We start from the raw sequence: 24,643 nt of genomic DNA on the forward strand, positions 1-24,643 counted from the left end.
CCTTTCAGATTTGGTTATTCTTTAACGTCAGCAGCAACCTGCATCCGGATAATCTTGTCCGGGTTCTGTACAGGTTCACCACGTTTGATGTTGTCGACAAACTTCATACCTTCAACGACCTCACCCCAGACCGTGTACTGGCCATTGAGGAAATGCCCGGCGTCGAACATGATGAAGAATTGCGAATTGGCACTGTCCCGGCTCTGGGCACGCGCCATACCAACTACGCCACGCTCAAATGGGCGCGGTGAGAATTCAGCTTTAAGGTCAGGATAGGAAGAGCCACCACGGCCGGTTCCTGTCGGGTCGCCACTCTGGGCCATGAAACCGTCAATCACACGGTGAAAGACAATACCGTCATAGAACTTCTCACGCGCCAGTTTCTTGATCCGCTCCACATGCTGGGGTGCCAAATCGGGGCGGAGTTTGATGACCACACGGCCATCTTTCAGGTCAAGAAGAAGCGTATTTTCCGGATCGAGATCCTCGGCCCCTGCCGAAAGTCCGGAAAATGCAAAGAAGAAAAGCGAGAAAACAGTAATCAGGAAGGACCGCATGGAAGGCTCCGCTATCTGATATCAGGATTGAGGAAAACGGGCTTTGAGACGTTCAGCCACACCGGAGGGAACAAAAGAGCTGATGTCACCGCCCATTTTCGCTATCTGGCGCACAAGCGTGGCCGTGATATGGCGAACGTCGGGCGACGCGGGCAGAAAGATGGTCGAGACGTCTAGTGCCATCGCGCCATTCATGCCGACCATCTGCATTTCATAGTCAAAATCGGTCCCATCCCGCAGGCCACGAACAAGCAGGGACGCGTTATGCGCGCGGGCTGCATCAACCACCAGGCCATCAAACGCAATCACATCCATACGATTGGACAGCTCCGGCAATGCTCCCCGGATCATCGCCTCTCTGTCTTCAAACGAAAACAGCGGTGTCTTGCCCGGATGAATGCCAATCGCCACGACCACACGGTCAGCAAGCGCGAAAGACTTCTCCAGAATATCAAGATGCCCGTTCGTCATCGGGTCGAACGAACCAGGATAGAGTGCAATCCGTTTCATTCCGCCTCAATAGCTGTGTTTGGCCCTCAGAACAAGGCCGAATGGCGGGTTTTCAAACCTGAACGCAAGATGAACGGCAGACTCCGGCTTCATTCAGTTAAGCATCGCTAGGATGAACACCATCAGAGAAAACAAACCAGGGAGTTGACCATGCCCCGCCTGAACCAGATTTGCCTGACCGCCTTGTCCATCATGATGCTGATGCTTGCAGTCCTTTTCAGCGCAAATATGGCAAGCCGGGCACAGACCGACTCAGCTCTTACCCTGAAGGGCGACCGCCTTCAGTTGGCCAAGGACATTACCGAGACATGCGGTGGAGAAGCCTGGCCGGCACAGGACCCCGACTGTGTTGAAGACATCCTGATGACCAACGGACTTGACCGCGATGTGCGTGTCATAACCATCGCCCGGAACACCGGACCAAACACCACTACACTGGTTCGCAAAGCCCTGATCGATTAATCCCGAGACCTCCAACGCTCACCCCACACCCCAGTTTCTCCAGAGTGTAACCTTGATGCCGGTCTTCGGACCGGCATCTTTTTTATGTCTGAATCATGCCTTCTGCTTCAACAGCGCCAGCCAGAGCCCTCCGCCAATCAGAAAAGACCCGCTGATCCGCTCCACCAGCCGGACCCGACTTTGTGAGAGAAGAGACCCCGCCCGCCCGGCAAGCACCGCATAAGCTCCATCAAGAACAGTCGCGACAATCATGAAGGTTGCACCGAGCAGAATGGTCTGCAGCAGAGCATTCCCGGCCGGATCTATGAACTGGGGAATAAAGGCACCAAAGAACAGCAACGCCTTTGGGTTTGACCAGATAACAATGAAGCCCTGCCAGAAAAACCCGCCATTCGGCTTGCGTCCTGCCGAAGAACCAAGGCTGCCGTCGGATCGCCACATCCTGACACCAAGCCAGACAAGATAGGCCGCCCCGAGAAGACGCAGCCAGTCAAACACGACGCCAAGATTGTTGACAATGGTCGACAAGCCGAATGCCAGAACACAGAGCATAATCGCCAGACCAACCTGGGTTCCCACAACATTCAGCAACCCGGCCATAGGCCCATGGCGCAGGCTGTTCGCAATGATCACAGTCACCGTTGGCCCCGGTACAATGACAATGGCGATGCAGGCAAGGACATATGTGAAATACAGATTGGGATCGATCATTCCGGCACTCCGTTTGGCCCCCATGATGCCCCGATCTCAACCAGGCTCCAAGAAAAAAGGGAGGTCCAGTGACCTCCCTTGATATCGTTGACTGAGATAAAGCCTTAGGGTCAAGGCTCATTGCTCACGCCCTATTCTTCAGACGGCGCTCCGTCTTCAGATGAGGAACCGGCATCTGGCGAAGCCTCGGATCCGTCCTCTCCCTCATCCAGATCGTCCGCATCATCCTCGTCCACATCCGAAATCCGGCCGACCGAGACAACTTTCTCGTCATCCTTGGTCTTGAAGACGGTTACACCCTGTGTAGAGCGACCGGCGATACGGACACCATCAATCGGGCAGCGGATCAACTGGCCAGCATCGGTTACCAGCATGATCTGGTCACTGTCCTCAACCGGGAAAGACGCCACAAGCGGGCCATTCCGGTCATTCACAGCCATGGCTGCAATGCCTTTGCCGCCGCGACCGGAGACGCGATATTCAAACGACGATGACCGCTTGCCGAAGCCACGTTCCGAAATCGTCAGGATGAACTGCTCGGACGCGCCCATAGCCGCATAGAGTTCGGCTCCGAGTTCAACACCTTCCGTGCTTTCCTCTTCCTCAATCTCCTGTGCTTCCAACCCGTCTTCCGCATTCAGCATGGCCCGGCGACGGCGCAGATATTCACTGCGTTGTGCCGGAGTTGCGTCGAAATGGCGGAGGATAGCCATGGAAATCACATCATCCCCATCGCCCAGGTTGATGCCCCGGACACCCGTAGATGCCCTGCTCTGGAAAACGCGTACATCCGTGACCTTGAAGCGGATCGCCTGGCCATGGCCTGTAGTCAGCAGAACGTCATCAGCTTCCGTACAGGTTTCCACACCAACGATGCCATCACCCTCATCGAGCTTCATGGCAATCTTGCCGTTCCGGTTCACCTGAACGAAATCGGACAGCTTGTTGCGGCGGACAGAACCGCTCTGGGTGGCGAACATCACATCCAGTTCGCCCCAGCTGTTCTCGTCTTCCGGCAGGGGCATGATTGTATTGATCGTTTCCCCGGCCTCAAGCGGCAAGATGTTGATCAGGGCCTTGCCTCGGGACTGCGGAGCAGCCAGCGGCAGACGCCAGACCTTCATCTTGTAGACAATCCCGCGCGATGAGAAGAACAGGATCGGCGTATGGGTGTTGGCCACAAAGAGACGGGACACAAAATCCTCGTCCTTGGTGGACATGCCCGACCGCCCCTTGCCGCCACGCTTCTGCGCGCGATAGGTCGAGAGCGGCACCCGCTTGATATAACCACCATGAGTCACGGTCACGACCATGTCCTCACGGGCAATCAGATCTTCATCTTCGAGATCAGCACCACCCTCGACAATTTCTGTCCGGCGCGGTGTAGCAAACTCATCCTTGATGGCCTGAAGCTCACCGCTGATGATGCTGAAAATTCGAGCCCGTGAGCGCAGGATTTCAAGATAATCACTGATCTGCTCACCAAGCTTGTTCAGCTCATCACCGATTTCATCGCGTCCAAGCGCCGTCAGGCGCTGCAAACGCAGGTCAAGGATGGCCCGAGCCTGCTCTTCAGACAGCTTATACGTCCCGTCCGGCCGGATCATGTGACGCGGGTCGTCAATCAGTTCCACCAGAGGAGCCACGTCACCCGCTGGCCAATCCCGTTCCATCAACTGGCGACGGGCTGTTGCGGGGTCCGGCGCATGGCGGATCAGATGGATCACTTCATCAATATTGGCAACGGCAATAGCCAGACCAACCAGCACATGGGCCCGGTCACGAGCCTTGTTGAGCAGGAACTTGGTTCGGCGGCTGACCACTTCCTCACGGAAGTTGACAAAGGCCTGGATGAAATCCTTGAGACCAAGCTGCTCCGGACGACCGGAATTCAGGGCCACCATATTGGCACCGAATGAGGTCTGAAGCTGTGAGAAACGGTAAAGCTGATTGAGGATCACGTCCGGATTGCCATCCCGTTTCAGCTCAATCACAACCCGCATGCCGTGACGGTCGGATTCGTCACGAATGTCAGAGATGCCCTCCACCCGCTTGTCACGGACAAGCTCGGCAATCTTCTCGATCATCGAGGACTTGTTCACCTGATAAGGAATCTCGTGAACAATCAGCGCCTCACGATCCTTGCGGATGGTCTCGGTCGTCACCTTGGCCCGCATAACAATGGAGCCACGGGCATTCTGGTAGGCATTGCGAATGCCCGACCGCCCGAGAATGGTGCCACCGGTCGGGAAGTCCGGCCCCGGCACATGTTCCATCAGCTGCTCGGTGGTGATCGCCGGATCTTCAATATAGGCGTGACAGGCATCAATCACCTCGCCCAGATTGTGCGGCGGAATGTTGGTGGCCATACCAACGGCAATACCACCGGCACCATTGACCAGAAGGTTGGGGAACTTGGCAGGCAGAACGCTCGGTTCACGCTCGGATGCATCATAGTTCTCGACAAAGTCCACAGTATCCTTGTCGATATCATCCAGCAGCGAATGAGAGACCTTTTCCAGTCGGCATTCCGTGTAGCGCATGGCAGCGGCCGGATCGCCGTCAACAGAACCGAAATTGCCCTGCCCGTCGATCAGCGGTAAACGCAGAGAGAAGTCCTGCGCCATACGCACCAGAGCGTCATAAATGGCCGAGTCACCATGCGGGTGATACTTACCCATAACATCACCGACCACACGGGCCGATTTGCGATAGGGCTTGTTCCACTCATAGCCATTCTCATGCATGGAATAGAGAATGCGCCGGTGTACCGGCTTGAGACCATCCCGCACATCCGGGAGCGCACGGCTGACAATCACGCTCATGGCGTAATCCAGATAGCTGCGCTTCATCTCTTCCGTAATTGAAGTCGGGCGAATGTCAGATGGCAGATCGCCGCCCTGAGTCGCGTTTGTCTCGTCTGTCAAGAAAGTGACTCGTCATTTGATGTCGTTAACTGCCTATGTAGCCGATTCCCGGACAAAACCGCAAATATGGCGAACAAGTATCCCCATTATTGCATTCTCCCCGAACCCGGCCTGATATTTTATGGCCCGCCATTGGTCACGGCAGAACCCGACTGGTCACATTATGTGAGGTCGTGATCGCGTATGAAATCAGGTCAAGGCAACAATGCCTCTATCCGCTGCCTGCCATCCGTTGCTTCTATCCAAGGCATCCGGCACCTCTTTTTAACGCTGCAATGCAGCATGAATTTTCACGTCAATTCAGTTCGAAACACCAATTTATTATGCTATATTATTCAGTATCTTACGGATAAAAATCCAGTCTACTAAATTTTTAGTTTGACAAAATCCATGCCCTCATATGACATTTTTGTATATCGGCTTCGGCCGATTGGATTTCTCAAGGGAGGAGACAAGATGCGCAAGTATCTGCTCTCCGCAGTCGCGGCCGCTGCCGTTATTGCGGGGTCTTCGTCAGCTATGGCCGATACGGCAGCAGCGAAGAAATGGATTGATCAGGAATTCCAGCCGTCCGCTTTGAGCAAGGACGAGCAAATGAAGGAAATGGAATGGTTCATCAATGCCTCTGAACCATTCAAGGGTATGGAAATCAACGTTCTGTCTGAAGGTATTCCGACCCATTCCTACGAATCTGAAGTGCTGACCAAAGCATTCGAGGAAATCACTGGCATCAAGGTCAACCACCAGATCCTCGGCGAAGGGGAAGTGGTTCAGGCCGTGCAGACCCAGATGCAGACAAAGCGGAATCTCTACGACGCATATGTCAACGATTCCGACTTGATCGGCACCCATTCCCGTCTGCAGCTTGCCTATAACCTCACTGACTGGATGGCGGGTGAAGGCAAGGATGTCACCAATCCGGGCCTTGATCTGGGCGACTTCATGGGCACCCAGTTCACTACAGGCCCCGACGGCGACCTCTACCAGCTGCCCGATCAGCAGTTCGCAAACCTCTACTGGTTCCGCAAGGATTGGTTCGACCGCGAAGACCTGAAAGCCGCCTTCAAGGCAAAATACGGTTATGACCTTGGTGTACCGGTCAACTGGTCCGCTTATGAGGATATCGCCGAATTCTTCTCGAAAGACGTGAAGGAAATCGACGGAACCACAATCTACGGTCATATGGACTACGGCAAGCGCGCGCCTGACCTCGGCTGGCGTATGACGGATGCCTGGCTCTCTATGGCCGGTGCCGGTTCCAAAGGTGAGCCAAACGGTATTCCGATTGATGAATGGGGCATCCGCATGGAAGCCGGCAGCTGTAACCCGGTTGGAGCATCGGTCACCCGTGGCGGTGCTGCAAACGGCCCGGCTGCTGTCTACGCCATCCGCAAATGGGACGAATGGCTCCGCAACTTCGCACCTCCGGGCGCTGCCAGCTTTGACTTCTACCAGTCTCTGCCGGCTCTCTCTCAGGGTAACGTTGCACAGCAGATCTTCTGGTACACCGCTTTCACCGCCGACATGGTGAAGCCGAAATCAGAGGGCAACAACACAGTTGACGAAAGCGGCAACCCGCTGTGGCGCATGGCTCCAAGCCCGCATGGTCCTTACTGGGAAGAAGGCCAGAAGGTCGGCTATCAGGACGTTGGCTCCTGGACCATCCTGAAGTCTACACCGGTTGATCGCGCCAAGGCGGCCTGGCTCTATGCCCAGTTCGTGGTGTCCAAGACTGTTGACGTGAAGAAGTCCCATGTGGGTCTCACCTTCATCCGCGACAGCTCCGTCAACCATGAGAGCTTCACAGAACGCGCACCGAAGCTGGGTGGTCTGGTCGAGTTCTACCGTTCTCCGGATCGGGTTGCATGGTCTCCAACCGGTGTTAATGTACCTGATTATCCGAAGCTGGCCCAGATCTGGTGGCAGCAGATCGGTGACGTGAACTCAGGTGCCTTCACACCGCAGGAAGCCATGGATCGTCTGGCTCAGGAAATGGACGTCACCATGGCCCGTATGCAGGCCGCCGATGAGGCAGCCAATGTATACGGCGGTTGCGGACCGCGCCTGAACGAAGAAAAGGACGCCGAATGGTGGTTTGCCAATGGCGGTGCCAAGCCGAAGCTCGCCAATGAAAAACCCCAGGGCAAGACGGTGAACTATGACGAGCTGGTTGCCCGCTGGGCTTCCAACTAACGCATAACCTCCCGACTGGGTCCGCGAGCCCAGTCCTGATGGCCGGGCCTCAACGTCCGGCCATCTCTCACCGCACAGCCCCATTCCAACAGGCCTATTTCACCTGTGCGGATCACTTCGGCGGAAACGGACCATGACTATAGAACTCGAACGCATCACCAAACGCGTTGGCGCGGTGACCCACATCAAGGAAACGAGCCTTCGCCTTGAAGCCGGACATTTCAATGTCCTTCTGGGAGAAACAGGCTCAGGCAAGACCTCTCTCATCAAGATGATGGCAGGTCTGGACCCGATTGCTTCCGGCCGTGTGCTGATGGATGGTCAGGATGTGACCCGCCTCTCCACACAGAAGCGCAATATCAGCCTGGTGCACCAGTTCTTCGTCAACTACCCGCATATGTCGGTGTTCGACAACATCGCATCACCACTGAAGGTGGCCGGTATGGCCAAATCTGAAATTCAGGGACGCGTCGAGGAAGCAGCAGACCTGCTGCAGCTCCGCCCCATGCTGAACCGTCGCCCACATGAACTCTCGGGCGGTCAGCAGCAGAGAACAGCGCTCGCACGCGCCATAGCCAAGGAAAGCAACGCCGTTTTCCTTGATGAGCCGCTCGCCAATCTGGACTACAAACTGCGCGAAGAACTCCGCGACCAGCTGCCTGAACTCTTTGCCGGGCGCGGAGCCGTTGTGGTCTATGCGACATCAGAGCCCGAAGAAGCCCTGCTGCTTGGTGGTTATACCGCGCTGATGAATGACGGGCATGTCAGCCAGTTCGGCCCGACTGCCGACATTTACCGCAAACCGGCCAATCTCATAGCAGCCCGGGTTTTCTCTGATCCGCCCATCAACACAGCCCCTATTTCAAAGCGTGGAAATGTTGCGCATCTGGGCTCCGACATCAGCTGGACGATCGAAGGCCCGGCAGCAGACCTGTCAGATGGCGACTATGTCATCGCCATCAGGCCAAACCATATTTCCCCGCTGTCTCACGACAAGGGGGTCGCCCTTACCGGTGCGGTTCAGGTCACAGAACTGAGCGGGTCTGAAAGCAGTGCCCATTTCCGGCTGCATAATGAGAGCTGGGTCTCTTTGGCCCACGGTGTTCATGCCTATCAGGTTGGCGAGGACCATACCTTCTACATGGACCCGTCCCGCTGCTTCTACTTTGCCCCAGATGGCACCCTGGCTGCCTGAACGGAGACTTCAATATGGCAAAAATCACGCTTTCAAAGCTCCGGCACAGCTATTACCCCAATCCCAAGAGCGCGGCGGACTATGCGCTGAAGGAAATCGACCTCGACTGGCAGGATGGTGGCGCTTATGCCTTGCTCGGGCCATCCGGTTGCGGCAAGTCGACCCTTCTCAACATCATTTCGGGTCTGCTGACACCAAGCGAAGGGCAGATTCTGTTTGATGGCCAGGATGTGACCAACCTGCCGCCAGATGCACGGAACATTGCGCAGGTTTTCCAGTTTCCGGTGATCTATGACACCATGACGGTTCGTGACAATCTGGCATTTCCACTGAAAAACCGCGGGGTTGACAGCGGAACCATTGAGCGCCGTGTCACCGAAATTGCCGAGATGCTGGAAGTCACCGAGCTCCTGGATACCCGTGCGGCCGGTCTTTCCCCGGATAACAAGCAGAAGATTTCAATGGGGCGCGGTCTCGTGCGGGATGATGTGAACGTCATCATGTTCGATGAGCCTCTGACCGTCATCGACCCGCACCTAAAATGGAAATTACGCTCTAAACTCAAAGAATTACATCAAAGAGTTAAAGCGACCATGATCTATGTAACACACGATCAGACGGAAGCTCTGACTTTCGCTGATCAGGTGGTGGTGATGCAGGATGGTGAAGTGGTGCAGATCGGCACACCGGTGGAACTCTTTGAACGACCGGCCCATACCTTTGTCGGCCACTTCATTGGCTCACCCGGCATGAACATCATGCCATGCGAGGTAAAAGACGGCACTGCCCGTTTCAACGGCCAGCCCATCACCCTTGAAGGACCGATCAAGGGTGACGAAAGCGGCAAGACCGAAATCGGAATCCGTCCGGAATTTGTCTCTCTGGATCAAGGCGGAAGCCTGGAAGGCCGGGTTCGCAAGGTTTCCGATGTGGGGCGTCACAGCGTGGTTGACGCCATGATCGGCGATACGGTCATCAAGGCGATAACTGACGGCCCTGTCCCGAACCAGGGCGAAACCGTCCGTCTTTCCCTGAAAGCATCCCAGACACGCCTTTATCGCGACGGATGGATTTCAAGCGACGCAACACGCCAGGCGGAAGGAGTCTGATGATGAAAACGCAAAATCAGAAAGCCTGGTTCTTTGTTCTCCCGGTTCTGGTCCTTGTGGCGTTCAACGCCCTTATCCCGATGATGACAGTGGTGAACTATTCGGTTCAGGAGACCTTCGGGAACAATCTCTTCTTCTGGCAGGGCCTCGACTGGTTTGAGAAACTGCTGAATTCAGACCGTTTTCACGCGGCTCTCGGACGCCAGTTCCTGTTTACCGGTATCATTCTGGCCATCGAGATTCCGCTCGGCATTATCATCGCGCTCTGCATGCCAAGAAAAGGCTTCTGGGTGCCGGTCTGCCTTGTCACCATGGCACTGCCCATGCTGATCCCCTGGAACGTGGTCGGAGCCATGTGGAACATCTTCACCCTGCCGGATATCGGCCTTCTGGGTTATCTGATGAACCACACGCTGGGCGTAACCTACAACATGACCCAGGACCCGCTTGCTGCCTGGATCACCATTGTTGTGATGGATGTCTGGCACTGGACATCACTGGTGGTCCTGCTCAGCTATGCGGGTCTCGTCTCCATACCGGACGCCTATTATCAGGCTGCCAAGATCGATGGTGCATCAAGCTGGTCTGTTTTCCGCTATATCCAGCTGCCGAAAATGAAGCAGGTCCTGACCATCGCTATCCTGCTGCGGTTCATGGACAGCTTCAATATCTACACCGAGCCGTTCGTGCTGACTGGTGGAGGCCCGGGCAATTCAACCACCCTGCTCTCCATTGACCTGGTCAAGATCGCCCTCGGGCAGTTCGACCTTGGTCCGGCAGCAGCCATGTCGCTCATCTATTTCGCTATTACGCTTCTGGTCTCCTGGCTGTTCTACACGCTGATGACCAAGAACGACGCCAAGTAAGGACCAGACACATGCAGAAAAGACATCTGATCCTGATCCTCTATATCCTGTTTCTCCTGCTGCCGATCTACTGGCTGGTAGCAATGAGTTTCAAGACAACGAATGAAATTCTGTCCGGCTTCTCGCTGTTTCCGCAAACATTCACCCTGGAGAATTACGAAACGATCTTCACCGATCCAAGCTGGTATTGGGGCTATATCAACTCGATCCTCTATGTCTCCATCAATACGGTGATTTCCGTGGCCGTGGCCCTGCCTGCAGCCTATGCCTTTTCCCGTTACAGCTTTCTGGGAGACAAACAGCTCTTCTTCTGGCTGCTGACAAACCGCATGGCACCGGCAGCGGTCTTCGCCCTGCCCTTCTTCCAGCTTTATTCCGCAGTGGGTCTGTTTGACACCCATCTGGCTGTGGCGCTTGCCCATTGCCTGTTCAACATTCCACTGGCGGTCTGGATCCTTGAAGGCTTCATGAGCGGTGTCCCCAAGGAACTGGATGAAACAGCCTATGTGGACGGTTATTCCTTCCCGCGTTTCTTTGTCACCATCTTTCTGCCGTCCATCAGTTCAGGCGTCGGTGTGGCTGCGTTCTTCTGCTTCATGTTCTCCTGGGTGGAACTGCTGCTTGCCAAAACACTGACAGCAGTGGCCGCCAAGCCGATTGCCGCAACCATGACAAAAACCGCCTCAAGCGCCGGTTATGAGCTGGGCCTGCTGGCCGCGGCTGGAACCCTGACCATCATTCCGGGCGCCATCGTCATCTATTTCGTACGAAACTACATTGCCAAGGGCTTTGCCCTGGGGAGGGTCTGATGTTGAGTTGGATGGCCTGGACCTGGCCGACTGCACTGGTCTTTATCGGTATCTTTTCCGCAATGGGAATTCTTACAGCCCTTGAGATCCGCAATCCGGGCGGAGATGCACGCAAAGGCGCACTGGGTCTCGTCACCACACGCGGTGACCGCCTGTTCATCTCCCTGCTCGGAACCACCTATATCTTCCTGGCCTGGCTCGGACTGATGGGTATGCCGCTCTGGGCACCACTCGGCATCAGCATCTGCTGGGGTATCTTCTGCTTCTGGAAAGTTTAGCCTGCTAAGCAGGATCGACAAGAGCTTTCGTTTGAATTAGAGTTTCTCTCTGAATTGCAGACTTCCGCTGGATGAAACAATGGTTAGACAAAAGAAAAAAAGTGAATTTCTGACCGAGGTGGAGCTGGAATTCATGACGGAGCTCTGGGCACTTGGAGAAGGCTCAGTTCGAGACATTCTGGCAAGGCTCGACCCGGATCGGAACCTTGCCTACACTTCTGCGGCGACCATTATGCGCATTCTGGAGCAGAAGGGCTTTGTCACAAGCAAGAAACACGGCAAGACCTTTATCTATGAAGCGCTTCTCAGCAAGGACAGCTATCAGACCAAATCTCTGAGAAACCTGTCGCAGAAACTGTTCGATGATACACCCGTATCATTGGTTGCCCGTCTCGTGGATGACAGCGATCTGTCAGAAGATGCTCTGGAAGAAATCCGGGCTCTGGTGGAGAGGAGGCTCAGCCATGATACAGAGTGATGCTGTTCTGGATTTCTACATCAATGCGAACATCCTGCTGGTGATCGCGTTCTCGGCCTGGCTTCTGATCAGGTTTGCTCTTCACCGAACATCACTCAGTCAGGCCTTCACGTTCCAGCTTCAGGTCTTGAACGGCATGGTCTGGGCGCTTCTGCTCAGTCCCGTTTTCGTGCTGCTGTTCGGCCTCCTGCCAACATCATACTCACTCAACCTGTCCGACTTCCTGGTCTCGCAATATCTGAACGGCGGCTTTGAAATGAAGCCCAGCGAATTTGAGGGCCTGATGGGCATGCGTGAGCAGCTGACGACCCAGATGCTGGACGGTCAGACCATACTCAGCCAGCTTGTGGCCCTCGCCCTCGCATCCGGTTTTACGCTTTATGTCATCCGACTGGGCATCAGTGCTGCGCGGCTGCGGTCCCTGATCGCATGCAGCTATCACTGGCGTCGGTTCGGCAATCTTCATCTGCGGATTTCCGACAAGACCATCGTGCCGTTTTCTACCCGCAGTCTTGGCAGCCGCTATGTGGTGATCCCGACAGACATGCTGACGCGTCCGCATGATTTGAAAATCGCTCTGGAACATGAGTTCCAGCATTTTCGCCAGAATGACATTGAATGGGAAATCGCAACCGAGCTGCTGCGTCCGTTCTTCTTCTGGAATCCGGTGTTCTACATCTGGAAAAACCAGATAGAACACCTGCGCGAACTGGCCTGTGATCAGCAGGTGCTGGCGCGTGGGCATTTTGACGTCAAAGCCTATTGCGACTGCCTTCTGCGGGTATGTGATGCCAGCGTATCAGGGAACCGGAAAATGGTCTCCATGCCCCGTGTCGCTCTGGTCCAGATTGATCGGTCCGCACTCCTGCGCCGCCGTATTCTGTCTCTCTTCACCGCCAGCAAGAAACCGCTGCCACGCCATGTGGGCGGCCTGGTTATTCTACCCGCCATCCTGCTGGTCGCAGCCTCGGCCATTGCCATTCAGAAACCGGCTGACTGGAGCCAGGATCGCCTGATGCTGTCATCCATCGTTAATCTGGAACGGCTGGAATATCGCAACAGGTTTGGAAGCCCGTATCCTTGAGGCAGTCGTAAGGGTGACGGGTGGATTATCCACCCGTATCACCGTGAATGGCAAACTGATCCAGCCCGGCATCGCTTGACTTGATCGAGCGAAAACTCTCCCTGACGCCCGCATCAGTCAACTCGCGCTGAACGGTCAGCAGGGTATTCGGCTCATGCTCATCACAAAGATCCTGCATATGAGCCAGTTCCTCGAGTGCTACGCCACGTGCAGCCTCAACTGACGGAGCACCATAGACCCTGACAAAATGCTGCGCCAGAGCATCCGCAAGAGCCTCAAGCTCGAACGGCTCAATTTGTGTCACCGCCACGAAGGTCACCCGACCAAAGGTTTCAAGGCCCAGCCAGCCATTGGCAAAGGCCTGTCTTGCCTTGCCTTCCAGATCTCCATCTGTCCAGTTGGAGAATTCAAACCCGCCGGACAGGCACCATTCCCCGGTCCGGGCCGGAGAATGGAAGACATTCATGTCACTTTCATCGAAGTGAATAGCCCGCGCCAGTTTCATTACACACCCTCCAGCCGTGTCGACAATGGGATCAGACGCGTATCGTCTGACTGGCGCAGCAGCAAGCCGAAGCGCTCATCCAGTCCAAGAAAAACGCCCTGCTCTCCATCAACCTCGATATCCTCGCCCAAGCCCTGGGCAAGACCACGCCATTCATCATGAATGCGGTTGAGCTCACCATCCTGCCAGTGATTGAGCCAGACCAATGTGTGACGCACCCAGCTCTCAAGCAATTGCTGAGGCTCAATTTCGGCACATCCTTCCAGATGCAGCACCGTCTGGTCCGGAACATCTCCAGGCGCATCTGTTGTCGGCAACAGAGGGACTTCCAGCCCGACGACCAGCCAATCCGGCTGCTCTTCCGGCATGCCGGTAGACGCAGCCATACGCAGACGACCACAGGACGCGCCATTGACCCGTATTCCACCCTGCCAGTCCAGATGAACGGCCACTTCCGGCGGAGCAAGAGCGCCCAGCGCATTCTGAAACCCGATGCCGCAAACCGGCATCATGGATACGGCCTCTTCCAGCGCGACTTCAGGAGCAAACACAATGGCTGCCCCCAGCCGATCCGCTGCCAGATTATAGACGACAAGACCTGAATCGCAGCCAAGCACCGCCTGGGTACAGGCCTTTGCAAAGGGATCAATGCTGCCATCCACAGCCTGCCCGTGAAACAATGGAGGAAAGCTTGGCTCCGTCACCCGAGATGCTCCTTCACAAGCGCACTTGCCGTAGAGCGAAACACCTCAGCCTGCGTGGAATCCGGCTTGGAAACCACAATCGGTGCTCCACCATCCGCCGCCAGGCGAATATCCAGATGAAGCGGAATTTCTGCCAGAAGCGGCACTCCGAGCTTTTCCGCCTCCGACGCCACACCGCCATGGCCGAAGACATGCTCCTCATGACCACATTGCGAGCAGATATGGGTCGACATGTTCTCGATCATGCCCAGGATCGAAGTTCCCATCTGGCGGAACATATCAATGCCTTTGCGCGCATCTATCAAGGCAACATCCTGTGGTGTGCTGACCACAATCGCCCCATCCACCTGGAATTTCTGGCAAAGCGTCATCTGCACGTCACCGGTTCCCGGCGGCAGATCGACAATCAGCACATCAAGAGCACCCCACTGAACCTGTGTCATCATCTGTTGCAAAGCACCCATCAGCATCGGCCCGCGCCAGACCACTGCCTGGTCATCATTGGTCATCAGACCGATCGACATCATGGTGACGCCATGGTTCCTCATGGGCAGAATGGTCTTGCCATCCGGCGATGACGGCCGCCCGGAAACGCCCAGCATACGCGGCTGTGACGGTCCATAGACATCCGCATCAAGCAGGCCAACCCGTTGACCTTCTGCCGCCAGAGCACAGGCGAGGTTAGCGGAAACCGTCGATTTGCCGACGCCCCCCTTGCCGGACGCAATGGCAATGATCTTGCTGATCCCGGGAATGGCTTCAGGCCCCTTCGGTTCAGCCTGCCTGTGAGCCGGAGCAGCAGCAGCCTGTTGCGGGGCCTGCCCCTCGGCACTGTGGGCCGTCATGATGACGGAGGCTTTGGAAATACCCGCCATGGCCTTCAGCTTCATTTCCGCTTCAGCCCGGACAAATTCCATTTTGCCCGCAGAGGCCGGATCAATCTCCAGAACAAGGCGCACCTCATCACCTTCAAGCGTCAACGCGCGCGTCAGACCGGCGGCAACCAGATTCTGATCGCTGACAGGGTCGGTAATGGATTTCAAGACGTTCAAGACGTCATCACGGGAAACTGCCACGTGCGTATTATCCTTCAATCGTACCGGTCACTTCATGAGTGAGGTCCAGATCCTCAATGGTGAGCACAACCTTGGCGGAAAAGGTTTTGCCATTCACGGCATCAGCGCCCGCGTTACGGACAGCCTCCTCAATCGCCTGCTGGGATGTCACCCCCACCTGCTTGAGAAATTTTCTCATGGTCATATTCAGATTATCGCTCATCATGTCCTCCCATGTAACCCTGCCCAAGGATTGACGAACTGCAGCTGAGCCCCATACCCTGATACAAAACCAGAAAGGGAGAGAAGTGCAATGCGTCTGATCCTGGCAACCGTTTTCTCTTTTCTTTTCAGTATTCTATCTGCATTCTCAGCAGAAAAACGCTTTACTCTGTCAGCACCGGATGATCTGACCTCCAGCGGCTTTCTGAAACACATGCTACCGCGATTTTCACTGAAGACAGGCATTCGCATCACCCTGTCCGAAGACGCAACTGCGGCCGATTTCATCATCAGCGACACGCCAGAAAGCACGTCCAGACCAATCTTCAGCGGCCTTTCGAAAACCTGGTATGCCAGCCTGCCAAATGCCGACAATACTCATGTGAAGCGCTTTCTTGACTGGCTGCTGTCGGATGTCGGCACCCGTACAATCACCAGCTATGCGCCGGACGGCACCGCGCTGTTTTCCCCGCCCAAGGCACAGAAGACCGTTATTGCCGAAGTGGAAATATCCGGAGACAAGGCCAAAGGCGAGGCTCTGTCCCTGACCCATTGTGGTCGCTGCCATGTGGTCAGTGCCAAGAACCGGATGAACGCAATCGGCTCCACCCCGTCTTTCGCTCTGCTCAGAACGTTCAAGGACTGGTCGGATCGGTTCGAGGCCTTCTATGCGCTGAAGCCCCATGGAGCGTTTACTCAGATCGAGGAGGTCACGGAACCGTTCAGCGATCAGTTGCCACCGGCTATCGTACCGGTGGAAATGACCCTGGAGGACCTTGGCGCAATCCTCGCCTATGTGGCGACCATCAAGCCCGCCGACCTTGGAGCCCCGATACGTCATCAATGATCCTTGCGGGCGCTGCCGTTAAGATAATCCTCGGTCGTTCTGACACGCGGACGCTCACCGCCCATGAATGGATTATCTTCAGCATGATACTGGGCATTGACCCGGCAATTGTCACACATCTGGATCATCCGTGCGGCCTTCTCATTGACGAACATGGAATGTTTGCCCGCCAGTTTCTCGACCACCTTTTCAACCGTTGAACGGACCCCGAAAAGCGCCCCACACTCTATGCAGGCAAAGGGCTCTTCCTCGTGCAGGACAACCTGCTCAAGTGCACTGTCATCCAGGTTCAGACGTGGTTCAAGCGTGATGGCGCTTTCCGGACAGACCGACTTACAAAGCCCGCATTGCAGACAGGCATCTTCCTGAAAGCGGAGCTGGGGCATATCCGGGTTGTCAACCAGAGCGCCTGACGGGCAGAGGGAAACACAGGACAGGCACAGCGTACAGGCATCCTTGTTCACGTTGATCCGCCCGTATGGCGCATTGTCTGGCAGCGGCACAACGGACTGATCGTCATGTATGGATTTGGCCACGAGCCGGGTGACCTGGCGCCGTGTTCCAAGCGGCAGCACAGACGCTGCCGCTTCACGCTCCTCAGCCGGGTCATACAGTGCATCGCTCATACCGTCCGGATCACCTACATCCAGCAGTCGGATACGCCCTGCCCCGTCAATCGCCCGGGCCAGCTCTATCTCACCATCAAGCGCATCACGCTCTGTATCAGGCGCAGGCAGAACAGACACTTCAACAAAGCCACACCCCAGTGCGGCAAGCATCTCCGCGTGACCAAACCCGGCAATGGTTTCAAGCTCAAGAGGGATCACATCAACCGGCAGTCCTCGCCCGAACCGTGCGGCAAGCTGGATCATCTCCCGACCATGCTTGTCATCACAGACCAGCAGCCGAGGCTGTTCACCACCGGCCTTTCGATAGGCCCTGGCCAGAACATCGATGCGTCGGAACAGAGCATCCACCGGAGGCGCATCATAGGTAATGGCACCCGACGGACAAACGGCAGAACAGGATCCGCACCCAGCACAAATCAGCGGATCAATAACAACATGCTCCCCGGCAGATGTGATCGCACCTGTCGGACAGACAGAAAGACATTTGGAACAGCCCGTTTTCTGCGCCCGTGAATGGGCACATATGCCTTCTTCAAGACGCACATAGAGCGGCTTTTCAAACGTTCCGACCATATGGGAAGCCTGCAGGATACAGCGCCCCACGGCCAGGCTGTCATCCGGATCAGCCCGCAGATAGCCATCCCGTTTTTCCCAGGCGGGGAGCAGTGGAGTCCCTCCTGTAAAATCAAGGATAATATCGCATTGGGATTGCCCGCCATTCCGTGGCGCTGTCAGAGCAAAGCCGCCATGGCCTCCGGGGTTAACTTCCTGAAGAGCATCAATACGGATATCGAAATGACCCAATGTCCCCGTTGCCTTCACAAGACGTCCCCGGACCACATCAAAACGACGGTCAAACGGAAGCTCTTCTCCTTCATCAAGCAACACAGTTACACTGAGCAGGTCCGCCAGGTCAGTCGCTGCGCGCAGGGCAACGTCACCCTTGCCGAGAATGAGGCAGAGCCCTTCAGACACCACATCAACGGCCTTGGCAGTTGGCATTTCCAGGTTTGCTTCAGCAATCAGAGCGGCCATTTTGGGCACATTCGACCCCTGATCAGAGGTCCATCCGGCTCTGTCACGCAGGTCAACAAAGTCCGGACGGGGCCTGTCCAGCTCATCGGCCAGAGCCTCAAAACGGGCTTGCTCCTGTCCACAGGCAATCATCACATCGCCCGTCATGATTTGTTCGGCAGCAGCATCCATCTGCTTGGTACAGAGGTCAGAGAAGCAGCGTGAACAACTCATATCCGTTACTGCGTCAAGCGCCTTTGAATCAACAGACTGACTCTCCGAACAATTACATAAAATCAATGTCTTGGACATGATTCTCCCGTGGTCTTCCATCTGGTTTTTTCGTTGTTTTTCAGGCGTTCCAGTTCGTCCAGCTAGTCATATTTGGACGAGGAGGTAAAGGCGTTTTTGCGATTCTTTTTCTGCCACAAGGCCGTATCCGGAGTGCCGTTTCAGCCCGTTTGGCGACATCACGAAACCCGGTAAAATCTGACTGAAAAATTCATCAAAGGACATTTCGTCCGCGCGGTTTAAAGGCCTGAAAAACCCCTGCCCATTTTGTCCACTTTCCAAAAAAAGGCCGAAATTTAGCCAAAAAGCGCTTTTCCGCCCTGCCTGTTTGAACTTAGTCTAATTCCAAACTACTGCGACAGTTTGTCCTGGGGAGGACATGTAAGACACATGCAGGATCGCGACCAAGCGCAGGATCATGGCCAAAGCCAGTCCATTCCACTGGGCGTCGTTCTACGACGGGCTCCAGGCGTAACCCGCTGGGCCAAATGGACCTGGAAAGCCGTGGCGGTTCTTCCCGGTGCTGGAGATGCTGACTGGGCTCCGCTGCGCGAAGAAGGCGACATCTCAGACTTCCACGCTGCAACACTCTCCCTCGAACTGTTCAGTGCAGAAACGGAAGCCTATCTTCATGGCCTCGCAGCCAACATCCCGGCAATCTATGTGGTGATGCGCAAAACCTCCGCCGATCACGCTGCTCCGCTGGACGTTGTTCTGGTGACCGCGTCCCCATACGAGGCTCAAGACTATGCCGACAGCGGCGAGGAAATCGTCGAGAAAGTTGCCATGCCGGACGGGCTGATCGCCTGGATACAGGATTTTATCAATCAGCATCACGAAGAGGAAGTCTTCGTCAAACGCCGCCGGGACAAGAAACGCATCGACCTGGTTGAAGATGGCATTGGTGATCCACGTATTCGTCAGATTTCAGATGTCTACCGCGCCCCACGCTCCAAATCTGCGAGCAGAAACGGCAAGGAGCAGGTGCATTGACAGAAGCAACTGATTTCTGGTCCCGCCGTAAGGCCCGTGTTCGCGAAGAACGCCTGAAGGAAGAGCAGGCCACAGAAGCGGAACGCCTTGAAGAAGAGCTTGCCCTTCGCGAACAGCAGACTGACGAAGAGATCCTTGCAGAGCTTGACCTCCCTGATCCTGACAGCCTGAAAGCGGGAGATGATTTCTCCGCATTCATGCAAAAGGCCGTACCGGATCGTCTGCGTCGCCGGGCTCTCAGGAAACTCTGGCTGAGCAATCCGGCCCTCGCCAATCTCGACGGGCTGCTTGATTACGGCGAAGACTTCACGGATTCAGCCAAGGTCATCGAAAATCTCCAGACCACCTATCAGGTTGGCAAGGGCATGCTGAAACATATTCTGGCCATGGAAGAAGAGGAAGCCGCAGCAAAGGCAGCAGCTGAAAGCGAAGAGATAGAGAATCCGGACGAACTTCCGGAAGACGAGAACGGCGAAACCGCCGCCAACAATGACCTGGACGTTGCCTCTGAGTCTGAGGCCGGGGAAGAAGAACTCATACACGATGCTGCTGCCGAGCAGATGGCTCTGGAATCTGCTGCCCCAATGGAGTCAGCGGGTGAAAGTCTGCCTGATGATACAACTGATATCATAGCCCCTCGCCCCATCAGACGTATGCAGTTCGCCTACAGTTCATAACAAGAGAGACCCTGAGACCATGCAAGCCGCCGATATCAAAGCCACCATTACCGAGGAAGACCAGCTCCGCGCTGATCTCTACAATTTCCTCGGGCTTATTCTGGCAAAGGCACCGGATGACAACCTGCTGGCACAGGTGGCCGGTCTCACGGGAGATGACACCGATCTCGGCAAAGGCATTACAGCGCTGGCCAGGATTGGCCGGATTACAAATCCTGCGGATGCGGAACGGGAGTTCAATGCGCTCTTTATCGGCCTCGGCCGCGGAGAGCTTCTGCCCTATGCCAGCTATTACCTGACCGGTTTTCTCAACGAGAAACCACTGGCAGTCCTGCGCCAGGAAATGGCTGACAGACGGATCACACGTTCGAAGGATGAATCAGACCCGGAAGACAAGATCAGCACCCTGATGGAAATCATGAGCGGTCTTATTACCGGTCGCTTTGGCTCCCCGGCTACGCTTGAGAGCCAGAAACTGTTTTTTGACCGCCATATCGGTCCCTGGGCCGGTCACTTTTTCTCAGATTTGGAAACAGCCAAGAGCTCGGTTTTCTATGCAGCCGTCGGCGTTGTCGGCAAGGCTTTCATGGAAGTCGAACAGGAGGCATTCCGAATGACAACGGCCTGATGCCGTTTTCACCACCGATGGCTTTCGGGCCGTCACAACCCCACGGGAGGACTTACTCCATGAGCAGGAAAAAAGACGGAGACACCAGTCGCCGGGACTTTCTCAAGCTCGCAGGCACAGCAGCCCCAACTGCTGTGGCAGCAGCAGCGATCGGTACAACCGCTGCAGAAGCTGCAACACCGGACGTCTCTGACGACCGGATGAAAGATACGGCGCATACCCGCGCCTATTTCGACAGCGCCCGCTTCTAGAGGCGGACCCTGAACCCCGGTCCATGGTTGCGAAACGCCCGGACGACCGGTTTCGAAAAGAGAGCCCCTGCAGAACACACGTTCCTCGCAGGGAAGGGAGAGAAAAATGCTTAGGAAAAAGACCAATGGGGTTGCGAAACGCCCCCAAAGGACAAGTATCCTGTCAAAAGTCGCCGACAGTTCGGTTGACCGGCGTGCATTCCTGCGCGGCTCCGGTCTGGCAATCGGTGGTCTCACAGCCATCAGTGCTACTGGCGGGTCTGTTCAGCAGGCCAAGGCGCAAAGCGCATCAAAGAGCGCGGTCGAGACGGTCAAGTCTGTCTGCACCCATTGTTCTGTTGGCTGTACGGTTGTTGCCGAAGTGTCCAACGGCGTCTGGGTCGGTCAGGAACCTGGCTGGGACAGCCCGTTCAACCTGGGAGCTCACTGCGCCAAAGGCGCGTCCGTACGTGAGCACGCCCATGGCGAACGCCGTCTGAAATATCCGATGAAGAAGGAAGGCGGCGAGTGGAAGCGCATTTCCTGGGATCAGGCCATCGAGGAAATCGGCGATGGCATGATGAAAATCCGCGAAGAAAGCGGCCCGGACAGCGTTTACTGGCTCGGCTCGGCCAAGCACAATAACGAACAGGCCTACCTGTTCCGCAAGTTTGCTGGCTACTGGGGCACCAACAACATCGACCATCAGGCACGTATCTGCCACTCAACCACTGTTGCAGGTGTTGCAAATACATGGGGCTACGGCGCCATGACCAACTCCTACAATGACATCCATAACTCCAAGGCGATCTTCCTGATCGGCGGCAACCCGGCAGAAGCCCATCCGGTTTCCCTGCTGCATATTCTGCGCGCCAAAGAGCAGAATAACGCACCGCTGATCGTCTGCGATCCCCGCTTTACCCGCACAGCAGCCCATGCGGACGAATTTGTCCGCTTCCGTCCTGGTACGGATGTGGCACTGATCTGGGGCATTCTCTGGCACATCTTCGAGAATGGCTGGGAAGACAAGGAATTCATCCGCACCCGTGTCTGGGGTATGGATCAGATCCGTGAAGAAGTCGCCAAGTGGACACCGGAAGAAGTCGAGCGCGTAACCGGAACTCCGGGCTCACAGCTTCGCCGCGTGGCCCGCACCATGGTCAACAACCGTCCTGGCACGGTGATCTGGTGCATGGGTGGCACCCAGCATACCAACGGCAACAACAACACACGTGCTTACTGTGTGCTGCAGCTTGCTCTTGGCAATATGGGTACATCCGGCGGCGGTACCAACATCTTCCGCGGCCACGATAACGTTCAGGGCGCAACCGACCTTGGCGTGCTCAGCCATACCCTGCCCGGCTATTACGGCGTATCGGCAGGCGCATGGGCGCACTGGTCACGGGTCTGGGGCGAGGATCTGGATTGGCTGAAAGGCCAGTTTGCAACCGTGAAAGGCTCAGACGGCAAGGACAAGCCGTTGATGAACCTGAAGGGTATACCGGTTTCCCGCTGGATTGACGGTGTGCTTGAAGACCCGGCCAATACCGATCAGCCGAATGCTGTTCGGGCCATGGTTCTCTGGGGTCATGCACCGAACTCCCAGACACGCGGTAAGGAAATGAAGACCGCGATGGAAAAACTGGACATGCTGGTGGTGGTTGATCCCTACCCGACGGCATCTGCCGTTCTGCATGACCGGACGGATGGTGTCTATCTGCTGCCCGCCTGTACCCAGTTTGAAACCCGTGGGTCTGTTACTGCTTCCAACCGCTCCCTGCAGTGGCGCGACCGGATTGTGGAACCGCTGTTCGAAAGTCTTCCTGATGAGGTCATCATGGCCAAATTCGCGAAGAAATTCGGCTGGTCAGATCGCTTCTTCCGTAACATCAAGATGGAAGAAGACGGTGTTCCGCATGTGGAAGACATCACCCGTGAGTTCAATGCGGGTATGTGGACTGTTGGATATACCGGTCAGTCACCAGAGCGCATCAAGCTGCACATGGCCAATCAGCACACGTTCGACAGAACAACGCTGCAGGCTGTAGGCGGCCCGGCGGATGGCGACTATTACGGCATGCCATGGCCATGCTGGGGTACGGCGGATATGAAACATCCGGGTACACCGAACCTCTATGACATGTCCAAGCCGGTGGCTGAAGGTGGTCTCACCTTCCGTGCACGCTTCGGCGTCGAGCGGGATGGCGACAATCTTCTGGCTGAGGGTGTCTACAGTGCTGGATCGGAAATTCAGGATGGTTATCCGGAATTCACCATGCAGATGCTGATGGATCTTGGCTGGGACGGTGATCTGACCGATGAGGAACGGGCTGCCATTGACGCAGTGGCCGGACCGAACACCAACTGGAAGACCGACCTTTCAGGCGGCATCCAGCGCGTGGCCATCAAGCATGGCTGTGCACCGTTCGGAAACGCCAAGGCACGTGCAGTGGTCTGGACCTTCCCGGATCCGATCCCGCTTCACCGTGAGCCGCTCTACACCAACCGTCGTGACCTTGTTCAGGATTATCCGACCTATGAAGACCGGCATGATTACCGTCTGCCGACCCTTTATGCGTCCATCCAGAAGAAGGACTTCTCGAAGGATTATCCGATCATCCTCACCTCCGGTCGCCTTGTTGAATATGAAGGTGGCGGCGATGAGACCCGGTCCAATCCATGGTTGGCTGAGCTTCAGCAGGACATGTTCGTGGAAGTGAACCCGCGTGACGCCAACAATCTCGGCATTCGCGACGGGGCCCAGGTCTGGGTTGAGGGTGCGGAAGGTGCCAAGGTCAAGGTAATGGCCATGGTGACCGAACGCGTCGGTGCCGGTGTGGCTTTCATGCCATTCCACTTCGCCGGTCACTTCGAAGGCAAGGATTTGCGGGACAAATATCCGTCCGGTGCCGATCCTTATGTTCTGGGTGAGTCCTCGAACACCGCGCAGACATATGGCTATGACTCCGTTACGCAGATGCAGGAGACCAAAGCCACACTCTGCAAGATCACAGCAGCTTAAGGAGACAAGGAAATGGCAAGAGCAAAATTCCTCTGTGATGCCGAACGCTGCATTGAGTGTAATGCCTGTGTTACGGCCTGTAAGAACGAGCATGAGGTGCCCTGGGGCATCAACCGCCGCCGTGTTGTCACCATCAATGATGGCCAGCCCGGCGAACGCTCGATCTCGGTAGCCTGCATGCACTGTTCAGACGCGCCATGTATGGCCGTCTGCCCGGTGGATTGCTTCTACCAGAACGAGGAAGGTGTGGTTCTCCACTCCAAGGACCTCTGCATCGGCTGCGGTTATTGCTTCTATGCGTGCCCCTTCGGCGCGCCGCAATTCCCGCAGGCAGGCAACTTCGGCAGCCGCGGCAAGATGGACAAATGTACCTTCTGTGCCGGTGGTCCTGAAGAAACGCACTCAACGGCAGAATTTGCAAAATACGGTCGTAACCGTATTGCAGAAGGCAAACTGCCGATCTGTGCCGAAATGTGCTCCACCAAAGCCCTGCTCGCCGGTGACGGCGATGTGGTATCCGGCATCTATCGCGAGCGCGTTGTCGCCCGCGGTTTCGGATCCGGTGCCTGGGGCTGGGGTTCAGCTTACGGCCAGCGCGGAAGCTAAGCCTTTACCGCAAACTCAGGGTGGCCCGGATAACCGGGCCA

Annotated in this window: 25 protein-coding genes; 16 read left to right on the top strand and 9 right to left on the bottom strand. The window is 55.9% G+C overall.

The genetic code is table 11. From position 1 onward, the window contains the following. Positions 1-14: 14 nt before the first annotated feature. Both RA157_RS15915 and coaD read right to left on the bottom strand, forming a co-directional pair. Positions 15-557, bottom strand: coding sequence for a peptidylprolyl isomerase (locus RA157_RS15915; RefSeq protein ID WP_350334103.1), 543 nt, complete (start codon positions 555-557; stop codon positions 15-17). Positions 558-578: 21 nt separating this feature from the next. Next, on the bottom strand, positions 579-1,067 hold the full coding sequence (gene coaD / locus RA157_RS15920) for a pantetheine-phosphate adenylyltransferase (RefSeq protein WP_350334104.1): 489 nt from the start codon (positions 1,065-1,067) through the stop codon (positions 579-581). Positions 1,068-1,217: 150 nt separating this feature from the next. Here coaD and RA157_RS15925 point away from each other — a divergent pair, with 150 nt between their 5' ends. Beyond that, complete coding sequence (locus tag RA157_RS15925; protein WP_350334105.1) at positions 1,218-1,529, top strand: hypothetical protein; 312 nt, start codon at positions 1,218-1,220, stop codon at positions 1,527-1,529. Positions 1,530-1,622: 93 nt separating this feature from the next. Here the strand turns inward: RA157_RS15925 and RA157_RS15930 are convergent, their stop codons facing one another. Together RA157_RS15930 and gyrA are read right to left on the bottom strand one after the other, a co-directional pair. Continuing rightward, a complete protein-coding gene (locus tag RA157_RS15930) occupies positions 1,623-2,237 on the bottom strand; it encodes a LysE family translocator (RefSeq protein ID WP_350336228.1) in 615 nt (204 codons plus the stop codon). 134 nt (positions 2,238-2,371) lie between these two features. Beyond that, positions 2,372-5,092, bottom strand: a complete 2,721-nt coding sequence (gene gyrA / locus RA157_RS15935) for a DNA gyrase subunit A (RefSeq protein ID WP_434058510.1) — start codon at positions 5,090-5,092, stop codon at positions 2,372-2,374. Positions 5,093-5,623: 531 nt separating this feature from the next. Here gyrA and RA157_RS15940 point away from each other — a divergent pair. From RA157_RS15940 to RA157_RS15975, 8 genes are all read left to right on the top strand, one after another. Continuing rightward, positions 5,624-7,360 carry an ABC transporter substrate-binding protein gene (locus RA157_RS15940; protein ID WP_350334107.1) on the top strand — a complete coding sequence of 579 codons (1,737 nt, stop codon included), beginning with the start codon at positions 5,624-5,626 and terminating at the stop codon, positions 7,358-7,360. A gap of 133 nt (positions 7,361-7,493) precedes the next feature. Next, on the top strand, positions 7,494-8,555 hold the full coding sequence (locus RA157_RS15945) for an ABC transporter ATP-binding protein (RefSeq protein ID WP_350334108.1): 1,062 nt from the start codon (positions 7,494-7,496) through the stop codon (positions 8,553-8,555). A 14-nt stretch (positions 8,556-8,569) separates the two neighbouring features. After that, positions 8,570-9,664 (top strand): ABC transporter ATP-binding protein, encoded by a 1,095-nt coding sequence (locus tag RA157_RS15950; RefSeq protein WP_350334109.1) that lies wholly within the window; start codon positions 8,570-8,572, stop codon positions 9,662-9,664. Next, on the top strand, positions 9,664-10,530 hold the full coding sequence (locus RA157_RS15955; RefSeq protein WP_350334110.1) for a carbohydrate ABC transporter permease: 867 nt from the start codon (positions 9,664-9,666) through the stop codon (positions 10,528-10,530). The genes RA157_RS15950 and RA157_RS15955 overlap by 1 nt, the downstream gene beginning before the upstream one ends. An 11-nt stretch (positions 10,531-10,541) precedes the next feature. After that, the gene (locus RA157_RS15960) at positions 10,542-11,339 is read left to right on the top strand and encodes a carbohydrate ABC transporter permease (protein WP_350334111.1); all 798 of its coding nucleotides are present in this window, start codon (positions 10,542-10,544) and stop codon (positions 11,337-11,339) included. Then, positions 11,339-11,617: a DUF2160 domain-containing protein gene (locus RA157_RS15965; protein WP_350334112.1), complete on the top strand. Its 279-nt coding sequence runs from the start codon at positions 11,339-11,341 to the stop codon at positions 11,615-11,617. Before RA157_RS15960 ends, RA157_RS15965 begins: the two co-directional genes overlap by 1 nt. 79 nt (positions 11,618-11,696) lie before the next feature. Beyond that, positions 11,697-12,095 (top strand): BlaI/MecI/CopY family transcriptional regulator, encoded by a 399-nt coding sequence (locus tag RA157_RS15970; RefSeq protein WP_350334113.1) that lies wholly within the window; start codon positions 11,697-11,699, stop codon positions 12,093-12,095. Then, positions 12,082-13,179 carry a M56 family metallopeptidase gene (locus tag RA157_RS15975; protein WP_350334114.1) on the top strand — a complete coding sequence of 366 codons (1,098 nt, stop codon included), beginning with the start codon at positions 12,082-12,084 and terminating at the stop codon, positions 13,177-13,179. The genes RA157_RS15970 and RA157_RS15975 overlap by 14 nt, the downstream gene beginning before the upstream one ends. A 25-nt stretch (positions 13,180-13,204) precedes the next feature. On the opposite strand, the gene RA157_RS15980 is transcribed toward RA157_RS15975, so the two are convergent. The 4 genes from RA157_RS15980 to RA157_RS15995 are packed head-to-tail and all read right to left on the bottom strand — an operon-like array spanning position 13,205 to position 15,669. After that, complete coding sequence (locus tag RA157_RS15980; protein ID WP_350334115.1) at positions 13,205-13,684, bottom strand: DUF6505 family protein; 480 nt, start codon at positions 13,682-13,684, stop codon at positions 13,205-13,207. Further along, entirely contained in the window at positions 13,684-14,388 is a 705-nt protein-coding gene (locus RA157_RS15985) for a biotin/lipoate--protein ligase family protein (protein ID WP_350334116.1), read from the bottom strand. The genes RA157_RS15980 and RA157_RS15985 overlap by 1 nt, the downstream gene beginning before the upstream one ends. Then, positions 14,385-15,464: an Mrp/NBP35 family ATP-binding protein gene (locus RA157_RS15990; protein ID WP_350334117.1), complete on the bottom strand. Its 1,080-nt coding sequence runs from the start codon at positions 15,462-15,464 to the stop codon at positions 14,385-14,387. The genes RA157_RS15985 and RA157_RS15990 overlap by 4 nt, the downstream gene beginning before the upstream one ends. Positions 15,465-15,471: 7 nt before the next feature. After that, the gene (locus RA157_RS15995; RefSeq protein ID WP_350334118.1) at positions 15,472-15,669 is read right to left on the bottom strand and encodes a DUF6494 family protein; all 198 of its coding nucleotides are present in this window, start codon (positions 15,667-15,669) and stop codon (positions 15,472-15,474) included. An 87-nt stretch (positions 15,670-15,756) separates the two neighbouring features. On the opposite strand from RA157_RS15995, the gene RA157_RS16000 reads away from it, so the two are divergent. After that, the gene (locus RA157_RS16000) at positions 15,757-16,512 is read left to right on the top strand and encodes a hypothetical protein (protein ID WP_350334119.1); all 756 of its coding nucleotides are present in this window, start codon (positions 15,757-15,759) and stop codon (positions 16,510-16,512) included. On the opposite strand, the gene RA157_RS16005 is transcribed toward RA157_RS16000, so the two are convergent. After that, complete coding sequence (locus RA157_RS16005; RefSeq protein WP_350334120.1) at positions 16,506-18,389, bottom strand: 4Fe-4S binding protein; 1,884 nt, start codon at positions 18,387-18,389, stop codon at positions 16,506-16,508. The two genes, RA157_RS16000 and RA157_RS16005, sit on opposite strands and share 7 nt — an antisense overlap. A 447-nt stretch (positions 18,390-18,836) precedes the next feature. Between RA157_RS16005 and RA157_RS16010 the strand changes: the two genes are divergently transcribed. The 6 genes from RA157_RS16010 to fdh3B all read left to right on the top strand — a co-directional run bounded on the left by RA157_RS16010 (position 18,837) and on the right by fdh3B (position 24,602). Next, on the top strand, positions 18,837-19,439 hold the full coding sequence (locus RA157_RS16010) for a DUF3305 domain-containing protein (RefSeq protein ID WP_350334121.1): 603 nt from the start codon (positions 18,837-18,839) through the stop codon (positions 19,437-19,439). Then, on the top strand, positions 19,436-20,116 hold the full coding sequence (locus RA157_RS16015) for a DUF3306 domain-containing protein (RefSeq protein WP_350334122.1): 681 nt from the start codon (positions 19,436-19,438) through the stop codon (positions 20,114-20,116). Before RA157_RS16010 ends, RA157_RS16015 begins: the two co-directional genes overlap by 4 nt. 19 nt (positions 20,117-20,135) lie before the next feature. After that, complete coding sequence (locus RA157_RS16020; RefSeq protein ID WP_350334123.1) at positions 20,136-20,744, top strand: TorD/DmsD family molecular chaperone; 609 nt, start codon at positions 20,136-20,138, stop codon at positions 20,742-20,744. Positions 20,745-20,803: 59 nt separating this feature from the next. After that, positions 20,804-20,995, top strand: a complete 192-nt coding sequence (locus RA157_RS16025; protein ID WP_350334124.1) for a twin-arginine translocation pathway signal protein — start codon at positions 20,804-20,806, stop codon at positions 20,993-20,995. 106 nt (positions 20,996-21,101) lie between these two features. Beyond that, positions 21,102-23,996, top strand: coding sequence for a formate dehydrogenase subunit alpha (locus RA157_RS16030; protein WP_350334125.1), 2,895 nt, complete (start codon positions 21,102-21,104; stop codon positions 23,994-23,996). 12 nt (positions 23,997-24,008) lie between these two features. After that, positions 24,009-24,602 (top strand): formate dehydrogenase FDH3 subunit beta, encoded by a 594-nt coding sequence (fdh3B, locus tag RA157_RS16035; RefSeq protein ID WP_350334126.1) that lies wholly within the window; start codon positions 24,009-24,011, stop codon positions 24,600-24,602. The last annotated feature ends 41 nt before the right edge of the window (positions 24,603-24,643 follow it).

It is taken from the genome of Coralliovum pocilloporae (genome assembly GCF_030845175.1).
Taxonomy (GTDB): Bacteria; Pseudomonadota; Alphaproteobacteria; order Rhizobiales; family Cohaesibacteraceae; genus Coralliovum; species Coralliovum pocilloporae.